Below are 19,918 nucleotides of genomic sequence, written 5' to 3'. Positions count from 1 at the left end.
CGCATGGTCCGGCCGATAGAATCCGCGCATGCTTTCCGCCCCCGCCGCGCCTGCGCCCTTCCATGCCGACCAGGCGCTGCGCCTGGCCCGCGAAACCTTCGATATCGAGGCCGCCGCCCTGGCCGGCCTGTCGGCCCGCGTGGACGCGAGCTTCGCCAGCGCCGTCGAGCGCGTGCTCGCCACCACGGGGCGCGTCGTGGTGATGGGCATGGGCAAGAGCGGCCACATCGGCCGCAAGATCGCCGCCACCCTGGCTTCCACCGGCACGCCCGCCTTTTTCGTGCACCCTGCGGAAGCCAGCCATGGCGACCTGGGCATGGTCACGCCGGGCGATCTGGTCCTGGGCATTTCCAACAGCGGCGAAAGCGCCGAGCTCACCGTGCTGCTGCCCGTGCTCAAGCGCCTGGGCGTGCCGCTCGTGGCCATGACAGGGGGGCTTCAGTCCACCCTGGCGCGCCATGCCGATCTGGTGCTGGACTGCAGCGTGGACCGCGAGGCCTGCCCGCTCAACCTGGCCCCCACCGCCAGCACCACCGCGCAGCTGGCCATGGGCGACGCCCTGGCCGTCGCCCTGCTGGACGCCCGCGGGTTCCGGCCCGAAGACTTCGCGCGCTCCCACCCCGGCGGGGCCCTGGGCCGCAAGCTGCTCACGCACGTGAGCGACGTCATGCGCTCGGGCGAGGAGATCGCGCGCGTGGCGCCCGGCGCATCGTTCAGCGAACTCATGCGCGAGATGAGCGCCAAGCGCCTGGGCGCCTCGGCCGTGGTGGACGGTGCGGGCCGCGTGCTCGGCATCTTCACCGACGGCGACCTGCGCCGGCGCATCGAAGCCGGCGCGGAACTGCGCGGCGCCACCGCGGGCGAGGTCATGCACCCCGGCCCGCGCACCATCGCCCCCGACGCGCTGGCCGTGGACGCCGCCGAAATGATGGAGCGCCACGCCATCACCAGCGTGCTGGTGGCCCATCCGGACGGCCTTCTCGTCGGCGTGGTGCACATCGGCGACCTGATGCGCGCGAAGGTCATCTGATGGACCAGCCCCTCACCCGCGCCACGGCCGGTGCGGCAACGCCCGCCATCCAGCCGCTGCCGCCTCTGCGGCCCGCCCTGCAGTTCGATGCGCAACTGCTGCTGCGCGCGCAGGGCGTGCGCGTGGCGTTTTTCGACGTGGACGGCGTGCTCACCGACGGCGGCCTGTACTTCAGCGAAGCCGGCGAGACGCTCAAGCGCTTTCACACGCTCGACGGCCACGGCATCAAGCTGCTGCAAAAGGCCGGAATCACCCCCGCCGTGGTGACGGGTCGCGATGCCCCCGCGCTGCGCCTGCGCCTGAAGAACCTGGGCGTGGTGCATGCCCGCTTCAGCACCGAAGACAAGCGCCCGGCCGCCGAATCCATCCTGGCCGAACTGGGACTCGACTGGGCACAGGCCGCCGTGATCGGCGACGACTGGCCCGACCTGCCCCTGATGCGCCGCTGCGCCCTCGCCTGCGCGCCCTGCCATGCCCACATCGAGGCCCGTGCGGTGGCCCACCACGTCACCGCCGCAGCGGGTGGGGCCGGCGCGGCGCGCGAGTTCTGCGACCTGCTGCTGGTGGCCAGTGGCCGCTATGCCCAACTGCTGGAGGCCTATACCGCATGATCGCCACGCTGCGCCGGGGCTGGGACCGGCTGTCCATCTACCTGCCTGTGGCCCTCATGGGGCTCATGGCGCTGGGCACGTGGTGGCTGGTGCGCAACGCGCCCACGCCGGTCAAGCCCGTGCAGGAGCGCCCGCCGACGCACGAGCCGGACTATTTCATGAAGACCTTCTCGGTCAAGAGCTTCGATGCCACCGGCCGGCTGCAAAGCGATGTCCGCGGCGACTTCGCGCGCCACTACCTGGACACCGACACGCTGGAGATCGACAAGGCCCACATGCGCTCGGTCGCGCCCGATGGCCGCCTGACCATCGCCACGGCCGACCGCGCGCTCACCAATGCGGACGGCTCCGAGGTGCAGCTGTTCGGCAACGCCATCGTCACCCGCGAGCCCCTGGTGCGGCCCGGGCGCGAGCCGCTGCCGCGCCTGCAGTTCCGGGGCGAGTTCCTGCACGCGTGGCTCAACGACGAGCGGGTGCAGTCGAACCAGCCGGTCACGCTGACGCGGGGCAAGGACCAGTTCACCGCCGACACCATGGACTACAACAACCTCAGCCAGATCATGCAGTTGCAGGGCCGCGTGAAGGGCATGCTGATGCCGCCACCCGGCAAGTGACCGGCATTGGACGGCGCACGATGCCTAACCATCCCTCAGGAGCCCCCATGCCTTCCAGCCCCCTGGTGTTCATCACCGGCGCATCCAGCGGCATCGGCCAGGCGCTCGCCCTGCGCTTTCACCGGGCCGGCTACCGGCTCGCGCTGGTGGCCCGCCGCACGGCAGAGATGCAATCGTGGGCCAGCACAAGCAACATCCCGGCAGGTAGCTATCAAATTTATAGCGCCGATGTGGCGCAGCCCGACAGCATCGTGGCGGCGGGCCAGGACTGCATGGCCCGGCAAGGGGTGCCCGACGTCGTCATCGCCAACGCGGGCATCAGCGTTGGCATGGACACCGCCGTGCGCGAGGACATCGACGTGATGGCACGCACCTTCGCCACCAACAACATCGGCATGGCGGCCACGTTCCAGCCGTTCGTGGATGCGATGGCCCAACGCGGCAGCGGGGCGCTCGTGGGCATCGGCAGCGTCGCCGGCATCAGGGGCCTGCCCGGCCACGGCGCCTACTGCGGCAGCAAGGCGGCGGTCATCAGCTACTGCGAAAGCCTGCGGGGCGAATTGCGTTCGTCGGGGGTGCGGGTGGTCACGCTGTGCCCTGGGTACATCGACACCCCGCTCACCCGGCAGAACCGCTACGCCATGCCTTTCTTGATGCAGCCCGGGGACTTTGCCGACCGCGCGTTCGCCGCGATCCGTGCGGGCGCGAGCTACCGCGTCATTCCCTGGCAGATGGGTGTGGTGGCCAAGCTGCTGCGTGTGCTGCCGAACGGGCTTTTCGACCACCTGCTGTCGGGCCGCCCGAGAAAGCACCGACAAAAAAACGGCGCCCCGCACTGACCGGGCACAGGGCCCGCCTCGGGGTTCCAGCCGGCGGCGCCCACAAAAAAGGCCCCTGACAAGGGGCCTTTTTTTGTTGCGCGAGAAGCCTTCACGGATGGGAAGGGCTCTCGCTGCGGGAGAGGATCAGTAGCCGCCATTGCCGCCACCACCGTAGCCGCCACCGCCACCACCGCTGCGGCCACCGCCGCCGCCATTGCGCGAACCGGAGCCGTAGGGGCTGCGGAAACCGCCATCGCCGCGACCACCGCCGCCGCCATAACCACCACCGCCGCCTTCGCCGCGGCCACCACCACCGTAGCCACCGCCGCCGCCATCACTGCGGCCGCCACCGTAGCCACCGCCACCGCTGCGACCACCGCCGCCGCCGTATCCGCCGCCGCCACCACCGCCGTAGCCGCCACCACCACCGCCGCCACCAAAACCGCCGCTGCGGGGGGGACGGGGTTCCATGGGACGCGCCTCGTTCACCACGATGCTGCGGCCGCCCAGAAGCTGGCCGTTCATGCCCTGGATGGCGGCTTGCGCTTCAGGGTCGCTGCCCATCTCGACGAAGCCAAAGCCCTTCGAGCGGCCCGTGTCGCGCTCCATCATGACTTTGGCGCTCGTCACGGCTCCGAATTGGCCGAAGGCCTGCTCCAGGTCACTGTCACGCACCGAGTACGGCAAATTGCCGACGTACAGTTTGTTGCCCATTACGGGACTCCTCAAAAACACATTGATAAAGCGATGGAGTCCCGAAAACGCAGCCAGTGAATCACAAAGATGTCCCATGCGCGAAACTGACGGATCCCCGCAAACGTCGACGCGAAAAATATCTCGCCGATGCATTATGGGCCATAAATTCCGCAAAAAAGCAAGGTGCCGGACACGGGCCAAACGCGCTGGCTCAGCCATGAAAAAAGGGCCCCGAAGGACCCTTTTTTGGAATGCTGTCAGCGTGAGCTTAGTAGCTGCTGCGGCCACCGCCGTAGCCACCACCGCCGCCGAAACCACCGCTGCGGCCGCCACCACCGCCGTAGCCGCCGCCACCGCCGTTGCCGCCACCGAAGCCGCCGCCACCGCTGCGGGGGGGACGGGGTTCCATCGGACGGGCTTCGTTGACCACGAGGTCACGGCCGCCGAAGTTTTGGCCATGCGCGCCTTGGATGGCGGCTTGCGCTTCGGCATCGCTGCCCATTTCGACGAAGCCGAAACCCTTGGAGCGGCCGGTGTCACGTTCCATCATGACCTTGGCGCTTTGCACGGCGCCGTACTGGCTGAACGTTTGTTGCAGGTCGTCGTCGCGGAAAGAATAGGGCAGGTTGCCCACGTAGAGTTTGTTGCCCATGAAGGACTCCTAAAAAAACAAGAAAACGCGATGGAGCCCGACGCAATCAACAAACCTGTGACGACTTCAAAGACGCGAAACCGACCAATCACCGCTACTTGCGTTCCTGCTTGGCAGAAAGGCAAGGCCCATTATTAACCATCTATTCGGGGTCCAAGCACGAAAATTGGCGCGTCTGCAACGTTTTCGTTGGGTATTTACCCGAAGGCTGGAAGCGCATCGTTACAATCGGCCCGTCTTTGGGGAGTAGCCCGCCCGGCGCACAGACCGCACGGGGGCATGCATCAACAAACTCGGGCCTGCGCGGCCTGTGGTGCATGCGGTTCCATCGGAACTGGGCGAGACCATTGACTGCACACCGATCCCAAAGGCCGGCGTCGGGGTGCAGTCAATGTTCTGCGACCTGTCCGGCCGGACAACTCCCTGCCCCCATGGAAGCCTTTTTCGTTTCGACCGCTATCGTCGCCCTCGCGGAGATGGGCGACAAGACCCAACTCCTTTCCCTCGTTCTCGCGGCGCGTTTTCGCAAGCCCTGGCCGATCGTGCTCGGCATCCTGGTCGCCACGCTGGCCAACCACGCGCTGGCCGGCGCCGTGGGCGCCTGGGTGACGACCGTCGTGGGCCCGCAGGTGCTGCGCTGGGGTCTCGGGCTGTCGTTCATCGCGATGGCGGTGTGGATGCTCATCCCCGACCGGCTGGACGACGACGCATCGGGCGGCGCACCGCGCTTTGGCGTGTTCGGCACCACGCTGATCGCGTTCTTCCTGGCCGAGATGGGCGACAAGACCCAGGTCGCCACGGTGATGCTGGCCGCGCGCTACAGCGCCTACTGGTGGGTGGTGGCCGGCACGACGCTGGGCATGATGCTGGCCAACGCGCCCGTGGTGTGGCTGGGCGAGCGCATCACGCGGCGGGTGCCGATCCGCGCGGTGCACATGGTGTCGGCGGTGATCTTCCTCGCGCTGGGGCTGATCGCGCTTTTCGCACCCGCGGCCTGAACGCGCACGGGCCCATGGCCGGCGGGCCCGGGCTTTGGTATAGTGCCTCTCGCGCCGATTTGCATAGCTTGCGGGCGCTTTATAAATACCGCTAAAGACCCGTCCGCCAAGTGACAGACACACCGACCCGGCCTCGTTTTTAGCGACGCCGGGTTTTTTCATGTCCTTCATTGCCACGCCCCAGTCCCTGCATTTCGCCGACGCGCTGCCGCTGCAGGGCGGCGGTGCCATCCGCGACTACACCCTCGCCTTCGAGACCTACGGCACGCTCAACGCCGACCGCTCCAACGCGGTGCTGGTGTGCCATGCGCTGAACGCCTCGCACCACGTGGCGGGCGTGTACGAGGGCCAGCCCAAGAGCGAGGGCTGGTGGAACAACATGATCGGCCCCGGCAAGCCGGTGGACACGAACCGCTTCTTCGTGATCGGCATCAACAACCTGGGCTCGTGCTTCGGATCGACCGGCCCGATGGACACGCACCCGGACACCGGCGAGGTGTACGGCGCCGACTTCCCCGTGGTCACGGTGGAGGACTGGGTGAACGCGCAGGCCCGCCTGCTGGACCGCATCGGCGTGCAGCAGCTCGCGGCGGTGCTGGGAGGCAGCCTGGGCGGCATGCAGGCGCTGTCGTGGACGCTGCAGTACCCCGAGCGCGTGCGCCATGCGGTCGTGGTGGCCAGCGCCCCCAATCTCACGGCGGAGAACATCGCCTTCAACGAGGTGGCGCGCCGGGCCATCGTGACCGACCCGGACTTCCACGGCGGGCACTTCTACCGGCACGGGGCGATCCCGCAGCGCGGCCTGCGCATCGCGCGCATGATCGGCCACATCACGTACCTGTCGGACGACGTGATGAACGAGAAATTCGGCCGCCAGCTGCGCCAGACGGTGATGGAGGAGACGCTGCCGGCAGGCACCGCCGGCGGTGCACCGGCCGCCCCAGGCACGCCCGGCGCGGGGCCGGGCTACCGCTACAGCACGCAGGACATCGAGTTCCAGATCGAGAGCTACCTGCGCTACCAGGGCGACAAGTTCAGCGAGTATTTCGACGCCAACACCTACCTGCTGATCACCCGCGCGCTCGATTACTTCGACCCCGCGCTCGCCTACGGCGGCAACCTCACGCTGGCGCTGGCGCGCGCGACGGCCCGGTTCCTGCTGGTGAGCTTCACCACCGACTGGCGCTTTTCGCCCGCGCGCAGCCGCGAGATCGTGAAGGCGCTGCTCGACAACCGCCGCGACGTGAGCTACGCCGAGATCGACGCACCGCACGGCCACGACGCCTTCCTGCTCGACGACGCCCGCTACATGGGCGTCGTCGGCTCGTATTTCGACAGCATCGCCAAGGAGTTCGCATGACCGAGAAAGCCACCATGCATGCGATTTCCCGGCTGGTGCCGCACGGCGCACGGGTGCTGGACCTGGGCTGCGGCGACGGCGCGATGCTGTCGTACCTGCAGCGCGAGCGCGGCTGCACGGGCTACGGCATCGAGATCGACGACGCCAACGTGCTCGCCTGCGTGCGCCGCGGGGTGAACGTGGTGCAGCTCAACCTGGAGGAGGGGCTGGCGATGTTCGGCGACAACTCGTTCGACCTGGTGCTGCAGATCGACACGCTGCAGCACCTGCGCAACACCGAGGTGATGCTACGCGAGACGGCCCGCGTGGGCCGCGCGGGCGTGGTGGCGTTTCCCAATTTCGCGCACTGGCCCAACCGGCTGTCGGTACTGCGCGGGCGCATGCCCGTCACGCGCCGGCTGCCCTACCAGTGGTACGACACGCCCAACATCCGCGTGGGCACGTTCAAGGATTTCGAGGTGCTGGCGCACAAGAACGCCCTGCGCGTGATCGACGCTTTCGGCCTGCAGGACGGCCGCGAGGTGCGTTTTCTGCCGAACGCCCTGGCGGGCACGGCGGTGTTCCACTTCGAGCACGCCTGACGGGCACGGGGCTGCGGCCCGGCGGGCGACTTGCCGAGGCATGGGGCTGCGTCGGGCGCTGTCCCATGTGCCCGAGGCTTCCCTGCACCGGGTGGCCGACACCGCAGAAGTGTCACAAGTGCTACAAAACGCACGAAAATCCGATTGCTATTATTTATATAGCAATATGCCCTAGAAGAAAATGCGCTGAAGGCATCTTTCGCTGCCGAAAGCGCTGCTGCCAGGCAGGCTAAATCCTTCAATACATAGGGTTTTCCCTTAAAGGAATGCCTTCATCCTGCCAAAGTTACGGTTGCTTACGATGGGGCCGGCGTCTTCCGCAGCGCATCCGCCCCTGCTCCCTCCCCTGCGACCGAACCCGAAAAAAACCGCCATGACCCCATCTGTCCGCACCCGATCGGTTGCCCGCCGTGTCACCCTGCTGGCGTTGGCGCTCGTCGCCCTCGCCCTGATCGCGGTGAGCATCGCGATCTCGGTCATCACGACGAAAGCCGCGCGCACCCAGATCACCGAAGGCGTGCGCGATGCGGTCGATGCCGTGGGCCAGTCGCTCAACGCGGTGGACGAGGCCAACCGCGAGCTGGTGCGCCGCTCGGCCCAGGCGTTCCAGCGCGGCTTCGATCCCGGCATGCAGCTGGACGAGGCCAGCGGGCAGCTGACGAGCTTCGGCATCGCGGTGAACGCCGACTACGGCACGGTGGACAAGTTCAGCCAGGACACGGGCGGCGTGGCCACGGTGTTCGCGAGGAAGGGTGAGGACTTCATCCGCATCACCACCTCGGTGAAGAACGAAAAGGGCGAGCGCGCCCAGGGCACGCTGCTCGACCGCGCCAGCCCCGCCTACCCGCCCATGCTCGCGGGCCAGCCGTACACGGGCCGCACCATGCTGTTCGGCAAGCCCTACATGGCGCACTACGCGCCGGTGAAGGATGCGGCGGGCAAGGTGATCGCCATCCTGTTCGTGGGCAACGACCTGTCGGCCTTCCAGGAGCAGATGCAAAAGCAGGTGGCCAGCATGCAGTTCTACGAGCACGGCGGCATGTACGTGATCGATCCGCGCAAAGGCCCGCAGGATGCGGTGTTCGTCGCGCACCCCACGGCGCGCGGCAAGAAGGTGCTGGAGGCCTATCCGGGCGCGGCCGATTTCCTCGCCGCCCTGAACACCAGCGCCGACGGATTCGTGCCGCAGGCCGCCGCGCTGCTGCCCGCCCAGGGCGCGGACCCGTGGGCCATGAGCCTGCGGACCGGCTCGGGCTGGCAGGTGGTGGCCGAGGTGTCCGACCACGAGGCGCTGGCCAGCCAGCGGCGTGCGATGGGCGCGGTGTGGCTGGTGATGGCCGTCGCCCTGGCGGTGGTGGGCGCGGGCATCTTCGCGATGGTGCGCCGCGGCGTGAGCGAGCCGCTGCGCGAGCTGACCGGCGCCGTGACGCTGGTGGCGCAGGGCGACCTTACCCAGGCGTTCGAGACGCGCCGCGCCGACGAAATGGGCGCCCTGGTGCGCGAGGTGGAAGGCATGCGCCAGCGCTACCTGCAGGTGCTGCAGCAGGTGCGCACCGCGGTGGACAGCATCACCACCGCCAGCGCCGAGATCGCCACCGGCAACCAGGACCTGTCGGCGCGCACCGAGAACGCCGCCAGCAGCATCGCCCAGACGGCGCAGAGCATGGAGCAGCTGACGGGCACGGTGCGCCAGTCGGCCGATGCGGCGCGGCAGGCCAACCAGCTGGCCGGATCGGCCGCCGAGGTGGCCCAGCGCGGCGGGCGCGTGGTGGGCGAGGTGGTGTCCACCATGGCCGACATCGACGCCAGCTCGCGCAAGATCGCGGACATCATCGGCGTGATCGACGGCATCGCCTTCCAGACCAACATCCTCGCGCTGAACGCGGCCGTGGAAGCCGCCCGTGCGGGCGAGCAGGGCCGGGGCTTCGCCGTGGTGGCGAGCGAGGTGCGCTCGCTGGCCGGGCGCAGCGCCGAGGCGGCGCGCGAGATCAAGGCGCTCATCGGCAACTCGGTGGCCCGGGTGGAGGCCGGCACGCGGCTGGTGGAGGACGCCGGGCGCACCATGGGCGAGATCGTGGGCTCGGTGCAGCGGGTGGGCGACATCATCGGGGAGATCACCGCCGCCGCGTCCGAGCAGTCGGACGGCATCGTCACGGTCAATACGGCCGTCAATCAGCTCGACCAGATGACGCAGCAGAACGCCGCGCTGGTGGAGGAATCGGCCGCGGCGGCACAAAGCCTGCGCGACCAGGCGTCGCAGCTGGCGGATGCCGTGCAGGTGTTCCGCCTGACCACGGCGCAGGCCGCGCCGCTCGCCCGGCCCGCGCGCCCCGCCCTCGCCGCGGGCTGAGCGGAACACACCCCCGCGCCAAGCGGCGCGCCAACGGCGGCGCCGCTCGCGCAGCGCTGCCGCGCCCATTCACCCTACCCGGGCCAACCGGCCGGCCGGTGCGGTGGTATATGCTGCGGCCCCCGAGCTGCCCTGGCCGGCACGCCCCACCGCACCCGACATGCCCACTTTTGCCATCGATCTGCCCACGCTGCTGGCAATGACCGTCATCGGTTCCGTCGTCATGGCCGCCTGCCTGGTGCTGGTAGGCCACGAGCGCCGCCGCGACGGCCTGGGCCTGTGGGCCGCCGCCCTGGTGCTGCAGTCGCTGGCCTACGTGCTGCTGGCCCTGCGCGGCCGCGTGCCGGACATGCTCTCCATCGTGGTCGCCAACGGCCTGCTGTCCAGCGTGTTCGCCTGCCTGCTGGCGGCCGTGTGCCAGTTCCACCGCCGCCCGCTGCCCTGGGGGCGGCTGATCGGGCCGGTCGTGCTCACGCTGGCGCTCTTCCTGGCGTTCCTGCAGGACTACGAAATGCGCCTGGTGCTGGCGGGCGTGGTCTTTCCCGCGCAGCTGGCCCTGGTGCTGTGGACGCTGTGGCGCTTTCCATCGCCCGGGCGCGGCGCCGGCCTGGTGGCGCTGGGCATCGTGCTGCAGATGTCGGTGCTGGTGGTGCGCGCCGTGGCCGCGGCCACGGGCGCCATGCCGCTGAACGGGCTGCTGCAGGGCGGCTGGCTGCAGCACGCCACGTTCCTGTCCACCTTCATCGCCGTGCAGGCCTCGTCGTTCGGCTTCATCTTCATGGCGCGCGACCGCGCCGACGACACCAACCGCCGCATGGCCGCGCGCGACCCGCTCACGGGCGTGGCCAACCGCCGCGCGGCCATCGCCGCGCTGGACCGCGACATCGCCCGGGCCATCCGCACGCGCGAGCCGCTCTCGCTCATGATGGTGGACATCGACCACTTCAAGCGCATCAACGACGGGCTGGGCCACCTCGTGGGCGACCAGGTGCTGTGCCGCGTGGTCGATGCCATGGGCGAGCGCCTGCGGGCGCAGGACATGATCGGGCGCTACGGCGGCGAGGAGTTCCTCGTGGTGCTGCCCGACACGCCGCTGCACGGCGCGCGGCAGCTGGCGATCCAGCTGTGCCGGGCGATCGAGCAGACGCGCTTCGACCTGGGCGGGCACACCGTGCCGGTCACCCTGAGCATCGGCGTGTTCGGCGGACGCATCGAGGAGGGCGACAGCTGGGACATGCTGATCGCCGCCGCCGACCGCGCCATGTACGAGGCCAAGCGCAGCGGCCGCAACCGCGTTGCCGTCGCGGGCGATTTGCGCGGGGTGGTGCCCGCCTCCGCACTGCACGACAATCCGGAAACCCTTCCTCCACCGGAGCGGTGAACTGCAACGCACCGGCGCGCCCGCCGGATGCCGCGGCCGGTGGCAGGATCTTTTCCTGGACCGCCCCCGAGGAACCGCCATGAACGCCCGCACCGCCCCCGACCTCCTGCAACCCGCCGAAGCCCTGGCCCACGTCAGCCGCCAATGGGACGGCGACATCCTGCGCCAGCTCACCGAATACATCGAGATCCCCGCCAAGTCACCCGGCTTCGCCCCCGACTGGGAGCAGCTCGGATACCTGGACCGCGTGTTGCGCAATGCCGCGAACTGGGTCGAAGCGCAGAAGGTGGCGGGCCTCACGCTCGAGATCGTGCGCCTGCCCGGCCGCACGCCGGTGCTGTTCTTCGAGGTGGCCGCCACGCAGCCCCAGTCGAGCCAGACCGTGCTGATGTACGGCCACCTGGACAAGCAGCCCGAGTTCGAGGGCTGGCGCAAGGACCTGGGGCCCTGGACTCCCAAGTACGAGGACGGCAAGCTCTACGGCCGCGGCGGCGCCGACGACGGCTACGCGGTGTATGCCAGCATCGCCGCCGTGCAGGAGCTCAAGCGCCAGAACGTGCCGCACCCGCGCATCGTCGGCCTGATCGAGACCTGCGAGGAAAGCGGCTCAGGCGACCTGCTGCCCTACATCGACCTGCTGCGCAGCCGCTTAGGAAGCGTGGCCCTGGTGATCTGCCTCGATAGCGGCGCCGGCAACTACGACCAGCTGTGGCTCACCACCAGCCTGCGCGGCATGGCCAGCGGCACGCTCAAGGTGGAGATCCTCACCGAGGGCATCCACTCGGGCGATTCGTCAGGCCTCGTGCCCTCGTCGTTCCGCATCATGCGGCAGGTGCTGGACCGGCTCGAGGACAGCGCCACCGGCCGCCTGCTGCCCGCCAGCTTCCACTGCGACGTGCCCACCGACCGCCTGGCGCAGGCCCGCGCCACCGCCGGCATCCTGGGCGAAGAGGTGTACAAGCGCTTTCCCTGGGCGCACTACGACTGCGGCGGCTCCACCACCTTCGCGCTGCCCACCACCACCGACCCGGTGCAGGCCCTGCTCAAGCGCACCTGGGAGCCCACGCTCAGCGTGACCGGCGCCGAGGGCTTTCCGGCCCTGAAGGACGCGGGCAACGTGCTGCGCCCCTACACCGCCTTCAAGCTCAGCCTGCGCCTGCCCCCGCTGGTGGACGCCGCGCAGTGCGTGCAGGAGATGAAGGCGCTGCTGGAGGACAACGCGCCCTACCAGGCCAAGGTCACCTTCGAGGGCGGCGGCGCGGCCAGCGGCTGGAACGCGCCGAACACCGCGCCGTGGTTCGAGGGCGCGCTCAACGCCGCCAGCCAGGCCCACTTCGGCGCGCCGTGCGGCTACATCGGCCAGGGCGGCACCATTCCGCTCATGAACATGCTGAGCCAGGGCTTCCCGAAAGCGCAGATGATGGTCTGCGGCGTGCTGGGCCCCAAGAGCAACGCGCACGGCCCCAACGAGTTCCTGCACGTGCCCTACGCCAAGAAGCTCACCGCCGCCGTGGCGCAGGTCATCGCCAGCCTGCCGCCCGCCGGCGCGCAGGACAGCCCGGCCGCGGCCGCCTGAAGCCGCTGCCCGCCGCCACCGTGGCCGCGGCCATCGCCAGAACCCGCCCGCGCCCCGGCGCGGGGCGCACGGGCTGACGCCGGCCGCGCCCATCCCCTTTCCCGCGCGCGCCACCATGGCGCGCCTTTTCCGACAAGCCCCCGCCCCATCGCATGGTCGATCCCGACGCCCCCTCCACCCTCAGCCCCTTCACCGCCGCCGATGGCGAGAACCTCGCCCTGCAGGACTGGCCGCTGCCCCATGCCGACGCGCGCGCCACCGTGCTGCTGGTGCACGGCCTGGGCGAACACGTGGGCCGGTACAACCGGCTCGCCCGGCGGCTGAACGCCTGGGGTTTTGCCGTGCGCGGCTACGACCAGTACGGCCATGGCGAATCGGGCGGGCTGCGCGGCGCCCTCACGCCCCCGAACCGGCTGATGGTGGACCTGGCCGACATCGTCGATGCCACCCGGGCCCGCATGCCACCCGGCCAGCCGCTGGTGCTGCTGGGCCACAGCCTGGGCGGGCTGGTGGCGGCGGACTTCGTGGCGCAGGCGCTGCGCCCCGTGGATGCGTTGGTGCTTTCCTCCCCCGCGCTGGACCCGGGCCTGAGCTGGACGCAGAAGTTCCTGGTGGCCACCCTGCCCCGCGTGCTGCCGAACCTGCGCCTGGCCACCGGGATCGACCCCGCCCACCTGTCCCACGACCCCGCCGTCGTCGCGGCCTACCGCGCCGACCCGCGCTGCCACGACCGCGTCGGCGCCGGGCTCGCGCGCTTCATCGCCTACACCGGCCCGGCCGTCGTGGCCCGCGCCGCGCAGTGGAGCGTGCCCACGCTGCTGATGTGGGCGGGCGCCGACCGGCTGGTCAATCCCGCCGGCAGCCGGGCCTTCGCCCGGGCCGCCCCGCCGGGCGTGGTGCACGCGCAGGAGTTCGCCCTGGCGTACCACGAGCTGTTCAAGGAAAGCCCGGAGCACGCCGCGCCGGTGTTCGCGGCCTTGCAGCAATGGCTGGACGCCCGCTGCCCTCGCGCCAGCGGCTTGGCGCAAAATCGGGCTCCAGCACAATAACCACTAGGGCATATTGCTATGTTTTTAATAGCAATCTGCAGAAACCGCGGCGGGGCCGGGTCACAGGAAAGCGGGAGGTCCCTTGTCGGCCTTGCTTTCCACCGGGTTGGCCAGCAGCCAGTTGGCCGGGTACTGGCGCATGAACTCCCGCGCCTTCTCCGGCCGGGCCGACAGCCAGGCACCGTAGGCGCCCTCGTTGAGCAGGGCCGGCATGCGCTTTTCGCTGCCGGGCGGCTGGTAGCGGTGGATCAGCGCATGGCTGTTGGCGTTCACGGTGAGCACGGTGTAGCTGACCAGCTCCTCGCCCTCGGGGCCGGTCCAGCGGGCCCACAGGCCCGCCGCGGCCATCGGCAGGCCATCGACGCGCGCGATGCGCGTGGGCACGGCCTTGCCGCTGCGCCAGTCGTCCTCGAAAAACGCCGCCATGGGCACGATGCAGCGCTGGCCTTTCAGCCACGCCTCGCGGAACGGCGTGGCGGTGGAAACCGTCTCGGAGCGCGCGTTCACCAGCTTGGGGGCGCGCAGCCGCCCGTCGGAGGCCGATTTCACCCAGTGCGGCACCAGCCCCCACTGGGCGTGCACCAGTTCGCGTGCCAGCCGGGGGGCGCCGTCCGCATCGGGAGCGGCATCGGAACCGGCATCGGGATCTGCCCCCGCCGCCGATTCGGTATCGCCCGGCGGGGGCGCCACGGCGCGGATGAAGAAGCCGGGCTTGCGGGGCTTCACGTAGCGTTCACCGCGCGTGTCCGGCGGCTCCACGCCGAAGGCCTCGCGGTAGGTTTCGGGCAGGGGCAGGGTCTCGTAGCGCGTGGTCATCCGGGGATCGTACCTGCGGCCCCGGCCGCCCCCGCCCCTTCCTCGCACGGGGCCGCCCAGACCGCCCGGTCGCGCCCCTGCGCCTTGGCCGCATAGAGCGCGCGGTCCGCCCGCTCCAGCGTCTGCTCGATCGACTCGCCCACCACGTGCTGCGCCAGGCCGATGGAGACGGTCAGGTGGATCGGCGCCGACCCCGGGTGCGTGAGCCGCAGCGCCGAGACGGTGCGGCGCACCCGCTCCAGCAGCGCGCTGGCATCGGCCGGCTGGGTGTTGCACAGCATCAGCACGAATTCCTCGCCGCCCCAGCGCGAGAGCACGTCGGAGTCGCGCACGCTGGCTTTCACCGAGCGGGCGAAGGCCTGCAGCGCGCGGTCGCCCGCCGCATGGCCGTGGGTGTCGTTGATGGCCTTGAAATGGTCCAGGTCCAGCTGCACGAGCACCAGCGAATGCCCGCTGCGCGCGGTGCGGCGCTGCTCCAGCCGCATCAGCTCGATCATGTGGCGGCGGTTGAGCAGCCCGGTCAGCTCATCGTGCGTGGCCAGCTCGCGGATGTGCTCCAGCGCCTCGGCCAGATCGTGCTTTTGCTGGCGCAGCTGCTGGCGCGTGGCCTGCACCCGCGTGGTGAGGAAGGTGCTGCCCACCAGCACCACGAGGATCATGATCGCGTAGGCGGCGGCCATCGCGGGGCCCTGGTGCAGGTCCTCGCGCAGTTCCAGCAGCACGCCCCCGGCCCCGAACGCCGCGAGCGAATAGAACAGCACCCCCACCATCTGCCGCGTGGACAGACCGAAGATCCCGAACATCAGAATCACCGCCAGGATCGGCAGCGTGATGCCCCGCGCCGGCCCCGCGATCACGAAGGCGGCGGCGTTGCAGGCCACGGCATAGAGCATCTGGAACAGCGTGAGCGAAGGGTCGCGAAAGCGCCGCGACACCCCGCTGCGGATCAGCGCGAACACCCCGATCAGGCCCGAGATGCAAAACAGCGTCCACCAGCGGACCCATTGCGCATCCGCGATGCCCGCCCGCGCCACGATGTGCATCGCCACCACGCAGCACAGCATGAGCAGCCCCGCCAGTCCCGCCATGGCCGATCGCACGCGCAGGCGCCGTTCCGTGCCCAGCAGCCCATCGAGCACGCGGGACGGGGTCGGGAACAGGGCGCGGTCGCGCCATCTCGCAAGCCGTGGCGGCAAGGGGTCTCCTTGGAGTGGGTCGCAGGCCAGGCCGGCCATCGGGCGGCCCACGGCGCCGCCGGGTGGGCCAGCACCGATGGTGCCTGCGGAATTCTAGGAGTCCTGTCGCCCGCGCGCCCACCCGCCATGGGAGGGTTTACACCCATCCCTCTGGCCCGGCCTTGCCACGCGGGCCCTGCCCTGTCGCTGTCAGGGGACGGCCGCGAGCCGTTTCTTCATCGACGGTGCGGGGTGCAGCGCATAGCCCCCGCGCTCGTAGAACGCGATGGCCTCGGGCCGCGCGTCCAGGAACACCAGGGCCATGGCGCGTGCCTGCGCATCGGCTTCGGCGTAGGCCATCAACGCCCGGCCGGCGCCGCTGCCCCGCACGGCGGCATCCACCACGAGGTCATCGACATGCAGGTAGGCCCCGCGCGCCAGGGTCTGCACGGGCCGCATTCCCATGACCCCGACCAAGGCGCCGCCCTGGTAGGCGCCCACGAGTTCATAGCCGGCGCACGACTGCTGGCGCACGCGCCGCAGGAACTCGGCCTCGTCCAGCGCGCGCAGTTGCGCCATCACCGGATGGGCGTCCTTCCACTGCGCAGGCAGAAGCCTTTGGATTTGCAGGGCATCGGCGGGGTCTTGGGTCATGGCAATGGCATCTTTCATGCGGGCACCGGCTCCAGCACCGGCACGCCGCGCCGCTTGGCCACGGCGATGGGTGGGGCCCAGCGCGAGCCCTGGGGTTTCTTGCTGGTCACCAGGGTGATCTCGGCGGGCTCGAAGACTTCCAGGTTGTGGGTGATGGGCGTGGTCAGCACGTATTGCGCCTGGGTGGAGCGCAGAAAGTGGCCGACCAGCTGGATGTTGCGCACGTCCAGGTGGGCGAAGGGCTCGTCGATGAACACGAAGCCGCCCGAGCCGCTTTCCTCGTCCTTGAGCAGGCCCACGAGCAGGATGAGCGACTTGATGACCTGCTGGCCGCCCGAGGCCTCGCCGTCGTTCATGCCGATGCTGCCCTTGCCGTCGAACGCGAAGTGCACCTTCAGGCCCGCCTGCGCGAGCACGGTGTCGTCGTTCTCCAGCAGCGGCAGGTCGGCCGCCACCTCCACGCCAGCGAGGGCGCCCAGCTCCTGGATGTTCTTGCGGTAGCGGCGCACGGTGCTGCGCAGCACCTCGATGTAGCTCTCGCGCGCGTTGTGCACGGCGGTGCCGGCCTGGGCATTCTTGGCCTGGTGGTCCGACAGGCTCAGGGTCTGCTCGCGCACGGTGGTCTCCATGCGGCGGTGGCGCTCCTCCACCGTGGCGTCCTGCTCCCAGGTGTTGTGTTCCAGCTCCTGCTCCACGGACTGCAGCCGCAGGCGGGCCTGGGTGTCGTTGACGTATTCGTCCACCAGGGCCTCGCGCGTGGCCGGGGCGATCCAGCGCGGCGGAAAGCCGTGGCGCTGGCGCTGGCTGTGCCCCGCCGCGGCCACGTGGTTGCGCCGGCGGGCGGTCCATTCGTGCGCGGCGCGGTCGCTGTCGCTGCGGGCGCGCTGCAGCTGCTGCTCCAGCCGCTGGTGCTCGTCGGCGAAGGCGCGGTGGCGGTCGTGGGCGCGGGTGGCTTCGGTGTCCAGGCGCTGCCAGCGCTGGGCGGCGGCGATGCGTGCCTGCCTGGCCGCGGGCAGCACCTCGCGCGCCTGGGCGAACTCGTCGCTGCGGCGCGCCAGCTCTTCGGCGGCGCTGTGGCCTTCGAGCGCGCGGCGGGTGTCGGTGATCTGCCGCTTGAGCGCCAGCACGCGGTCCAGCACGGGCGCGAGCTGCGCATCGATCTGGGCCGCGTCGCGCTCGGCGGCGGCGCGGCGGGCGTGCACGGCGGCGGCGCCGAACTGGTGCTCGCGCGGTTCCACCCACATGGAACGGGCGCCGCGCCCGTCGTGCATGTAGGCCTGCGGCGTGATCCAGGTGCCGCCCAGGCGCTTGCCCTCGCGCGGATCGGCCACGCAGCGCAGCTGCTGCATCTGCTGCACCAGCCAGCGCGGCACGGGCGCGGTGAAGCGCACGTGGGACAGCAGCGTGCCCGGATCGCCCTTCAAGGCCTTCTCGCCCGGGCCGACGAGGTAGTGGCGGTAGCGCTCGCGCTCGCCGATCTCGTAGGCCTCGGCCAGGTCGCTGTCCTTGTCCAGCAGCACCACCCAGCGGTGGCCGCGCAGCACGCCTTCGATGGCGGCGCGCCATTGCTCGTCGGCCACCTCGACCACCTCGGCCACGAACCGGTGGCCGATGCCCTGAGCCACCAGGCGCTTGCGGAACTGCTGCACCTCGTGCGGCAGCGGCGGCAGGTGCTGGCCTTCCAGGGCCTGGAGGGCCTGCTGCGCGAGCTTGCGCCGCTGCTGCAGGGCCGACCGCTCGTCCTGCGCCTCGGCCTCTTCGGCCTGCAGCCGGGCCAGGTGGGCCTGCAGCTCGTCAGCGTTGCTGCCCTTGTCCACCAGCGCCAGCAGCTCCTGTTCGCGCTTGGCGAGTTGCTCCAGGGGCGATTCGTGGCGCGTGGCGTCGTCCAGCGCGGTGCGGGCCTCGTCGCGCTCGGCCAGCAGCCGGGTGGCGTCGGACTGGGCGCGGGCGCTTTCCTCGATGAGGGTGAGCAGGCGCTTGTTCTGCACGGCCTGGTCGGCCAGGGCGCTGCGGTGCTGGGTCTTTTGTCGGCGCAGCTCGCGCGCCTGCTTGGCCAGGGCCTCGCGCTCGCCGTGCCAGGCCAGCACGGGCAGCACTTCGGTGGCCAGGCGCTCGCGCTCGGCCACCTTCATTTGCCAGCTCTGATAGCTGGCCACGCGGTTCTGCAGCTCGGCCAGTTGCGCGCGGCCGTGGTCGAGCTCGCGCTCGGCCTGGGCCATCTCACGCACGAGCTGCTGCTGGTGCTCGCGCGCCTGGTCGTAGGCATCGAGCACCTGCTGGTCGCCGAACACGTCGAACACCAGGCGCAGCAGCTCGCGCGGGCTGAATTCGCACAGGCGGTCGGTCTGGCCCTGCTCCAGCGAGAGCACGCGGGCGATGGCGGGCGACAGGCCCGCCGCGCCCAACACGCGGCCCCAGGCCTCCACGCCCATGAACCCGAGGTCTTTCTCGGGCGTGTCGCGCAGCTGCTCGATGCCCACGTCGCCGTCGAGCAGGCAGTAGCGGCGCTGCCAGTCGCCGCCGTTGCGGTCGATGCGGCAGGCGAGCGTGACCTGGTCGCCGTACAGCAGGCGCCGCGCGAACGGGCGGCTGGAGGTCTGGCGGCCCTGGGGCCGGTTGTCCACCACGGCGCGCAGCCAGGCGGTCTGCGCGCCGGCGTGGCGCGCGTAGGTGCGGTAGTCGCGCGGGGCGGAGCAGCGCAGGCCCAGCAGGGTGCGCATGGCATCGAGCAGCGTGGTCTTGCCCGAGCCGTTGGGCCCGGCGATGGTGATGATGGACGCATCGAGCGGCAGGGCCACGCGCTGGCAGTAGTCCCAGTGGACGAGTTCGAGGGTTTGCAGGTGGAACATGGGGGCGCGGGGTTCGTCGTCGGTCAGGCGGCGGGCGCCGGGGTGGGGTCCGTGGCGGGCGCGGCAGCGGCGGCCTCGCTGCGCTCGCGCGCCAGCACGTCGGCCAGGGCGCCGTCGAGGATGCGTGGGGCCATCACGTCGTAATCGAGCAGCACGTCCAGCAGCGGGCCTTCGGCGATCTCGTCCTGGCGGCGCAGGATGAAGCCGTGGCGCTCCAGCAGCTTGAGGTTGGCATCGAGCCGCATCTTCTTGCCCAGCTGGTTGCCGTAGTCCTCCAGCAGGGTCTTGTACGACAGCACGGGGCTCACCAGCCGCGCGGACGGCAGCGGCTTGGCGCCGGGGAACATGTCGTTCTGGCCCTCGTCGGCCTTCTCCACGCGGCTGGTCTGGCGCTCGCGTTTCGGTAAAACGATCAGCGCCCACAGCACCACCAGCAGCGCCTGCGCGTCGCGCGGCAGGTCGAGGTTGTTGTTGGCGTTGACGCCGGCCTCGCCCAGCACGGCGGTCTGCGCGGGCGGCAGCAGGGCCACGCTCACGTGGTCGGCGTAGATGCTGTCCATGAAGCGCAGGCCCACCTGGGCCAGGCGCTGCTCGACCAGGGCGAAGAGTTCGGCATCGACCAGCGCGCGCTTGACGCGCGGGTGGCTGCGCGGCAGCCAGCGGCGCGTGAGGAGTTCGGCAATCAGCAGGGCGGCATCGTCCATG

18 protein-coding genes and 1 riboswitch are annotated in these 19,918 nt (G+C 70.3%); of the genes, 11 read left to right on the top strand and 7 right to left on the bottom strand.

Going from position 1 to position 19,918, the window contains the following annotated elements:
- Positions 1–28 precede the first annotated feature (28 nt).
- The 4 genes from AVAK2825_RS10420 to AVAK2825_RS10405 are packed head-to-tail and all read left to right on the top strand — an operon-like array spanning position 29 to position 3,094.
- A complete protein-coding gene (locus AVAK2825_RS10420; protein WP_284397622.1) occupies positions 29–1,030 on the top strand; it encodes a KpsF/GutQ family sugar-phosphate isomerase in 1,002 nt (333 codons plus the stop codon).
- Complete coding sequence (locus AVAK2825_RS10415; RefSeq protein WP_284397619.1) at positions 1,030–1,641, top strand: KdsC family phosphatase; 612 nt, start codon at positions 1,030–1,032, stop codon at positions 1,639–1,641. The genes AVAK2825_RS10420 and AVAK2825_RS10415 overlap by 1 nt, the downstream gene beginning before the upstream one ends.
- The gene (gene lptC, locus AVAK2825_RS10410) at positions 1,638–2,255 is read left to right on the top strand and encodes an LPS export ABC transporter periplasmic protein LptC (RefSeq protein ID WP_284397617.1); all 618 of its coding nucleotides are present in this window, start codon (positions 1,638–1,640) and stop codon (positions 2,253–2,255) included. Before AVAK2825_RS10415 ends, lptC begins: the two co-directional genes overlap by 4 nt.
- 47 nt (positions 2,256–2,302) lie before the next feature.
- Positions 2,303–3,094: an SDR family oxidoreductase gene (locus tag AVAK2825_RS10405; protein ID WP_284397614.1), complete on the top strand. Its 792-nt coding sequence runs from the start codon at positions 2,303–2,305 to the stop codon at positions 3,092–3,094.
- Between the two features lie 126 nt (positions 3,095–3,220).
- Here AVAK2825_RS10405 and rbp (AVAK2825_RS10400) read toward each other — a convergent pair whose 3' ends face one another.
- Together rbp (AVAK2825_RS10400) and rbp (AVAK2825_RS10395) are read right to left on the bottom strand one after the other, a co-directional pair.
- Entirely contained in the window at positions 3,221–3,790 is a 570-nt protein-coding gene (gene rbp / locus AVAK2825_RS10400; protein ID WP_284397612.1) for an RNA-binding regulator, read from the bottom strand.
- 250 nt (positions 3,791–4,040) lie between these two features.
- Entirely contained in the window at positions 4,041–4,424 is a 384-nt protein-coding gene (gene rbp, locus AVAK2825_RS10395) for an RNA-binding regulator (protein WP_284397609.1), read from the bottom strand.
- A gap of 229 nt (positions 4,425–4,653) precedes the next feature.
- A riboswitch (yybP-ykoY riboswitch) is annotated at positions 4,654–4,846 on the top strand.
- 9 nt (positions 4,847–4,855) lie between these two features.
- Here rbp (AVAK2825_RS10395) and AVAK2825_RS10390 point away from each other — a divergent pair.
- From AVAK2825_RS10390 to AVAK2825_RS10360, 7 genes are all read left to right on the top strand, one after another.
- Positions 4,856–5,422 (top strand): TMEM165/GDT1 family protein, encoded by a 567-nt coding sequence (locus AVAK2825_RS10390; RefSeq protein ID WP_272566381.1) that lies wholly within the window; start codon positions 4,856–4,858, stop codon positions 5,420–5,422.
- 160 nt (positions 5,423–5,582) lie between these two features.
- Entirely contained in the window at positions 5,583–6,782 is a 1,200-nt protein-coding gene (gene metX, locus AVAK2825_RS10385; RefSeq protein ID WP_284397605.1) for a homoserine O-acetyltransferase MetX, read from the top strand.
- A complete protein-coding gene (gene metW, locus AVAK2825_RS10380) occupies positions 6,779–7,363 on the top strand; it encodes a methionine biosynthesis protein MetW (protein WP_284397602.1) in 585 nt (194 codons plus the stop codon). The genes metX and metW overlap by 4 nt, the downstream gene beginning before the upstream one ends.
- 373 nt (positions 7,364–7,736) lie before the next feature.
- A complete protein-coding gene (locus tag AVAK2825_RS10375) occupies positions 7,737–9,713 on the top strand; it encodes a methyl-accepting chemotaxis protein (protein WP_284397600.1) in 1,977 nt (658 codons plus the stop codon).
- Positions 9,714–9,873: 160 nt separating this feature from the next.
- A complete protein-coding gene (locus AVAK2825_RS10370) occupies positions 9,874–11,094 on the top strand; it encodes a GGDEF domain-containing protein (protein ID WP_284397597.1) in 1,221 nt (406 codons plus the stop codon).
- A 79-nt stretch (positions 11,095–11,173) separates the two neighbouring features.
- Positions 11,174–12,670, top strand: coding sequence for a M20 family metallopeptidase (locus AVAK2825_RS10365; RefSeq protein WP_284397595.1), 1,497 nt, complete (start codon positions 11,174–11,176; stop codon positions 12,668–12,670).
- Positions 12,671–12,822: 152 nt separating this feature from the next.
- Complete coding sequence (locus AVAK2825_RS10360; RefSeq protein WP_284397593.1) at positions 12,823–13,719, top strand: alpha/beta hydrolase; 897 nt, start codon at positions 12,823–12,825, stop codon at positions 13,717–13,719.
- Between the two features lie 60 nt (positions 13,720–13,779).
- Here the strand turns inward: AVAK2825_RS10360 and AVAK2825_RS10355 are convergent, their stop codons facing one another.
- From AVAK2825_RS10355 to AVAK2825_RS10335, 5 genes are all read right to left on the bottom strand, one after another.
- Positions 13,780–14,535, bottom strand: a complete 756-nt coding sequence (locus tag AVAK2825_RS10355; RefSeq protein WP_284397590.1) for an SOS response-associated peptidase — start codon at positions 14,533–14,535, stop codon at positions 13,780–13,782.
- Positions 14,532–15,623: a GGDEF domain-containing protein gene (locus AVAK2825_RS10350; RefSeq protein ID WP_284397671.1), complete on the bottom strand. Its 1,092-nt coding sequence runs from the start codon at positions 15,621–15,623 to the stop codon at positions 14,532–14,534. The genes AVAK2825_RS10355 and AVAK2825_RS10350 overlap by 4 nt, the downstream gene beginning before the upstream one ends.
- 297 nt (positions 15,624–15,920) lie before the next feature.
- Positions 15,921–16,364, bottom strand: a complete 444-nt coding sequence (locus AVAK2825_RS10345) for a GNAT family N-acetyltransferase (RefSeq protein ID WP_284397588.1) — start codon at positions 16,362–16,364, stop codon at positions 15,921–15,923.
- Between the two features lie 14 nt (positions 16,365–16,378).
- Entirely contained in the window at positions 16,379–19,213 is a 2,835-nt protein-coding gene (locus AVAK2825_RS10340; protein ID WP_284397585.1) for an ATP-binding protein, read from the bottom strand.
- A gap of 23 nt (positions 19,214–19,236) precedes the next feature.
- Positions 19,237–19,917, bottom strand: coding sequence for a hypothetical protein (locus tag AVAK2825_RS10335; RefSeq protein WP_284397582.1), 681 nt, complete (start codon positions 19,915–19,917; stop codon positions 19,237–19,239).
- Position 19,918: the final 1 nt, after the last annotated feature.

This window comes from Acidovorax sp. SUPP2825 (assembly GCF_030158995.1).
Taxonomy (GTDB): domain Bacteria; phylum Pseudomonadota; class Gammaproteobacteria; order Burkholderiales; family Burkholderiaceae_C; genus Paracidovorax.
The sequence above is the reverse complement of the archived record's forward strand: the minus strand, read 5'-3'. Positions and strand labels throughout refer to the sequence as shown.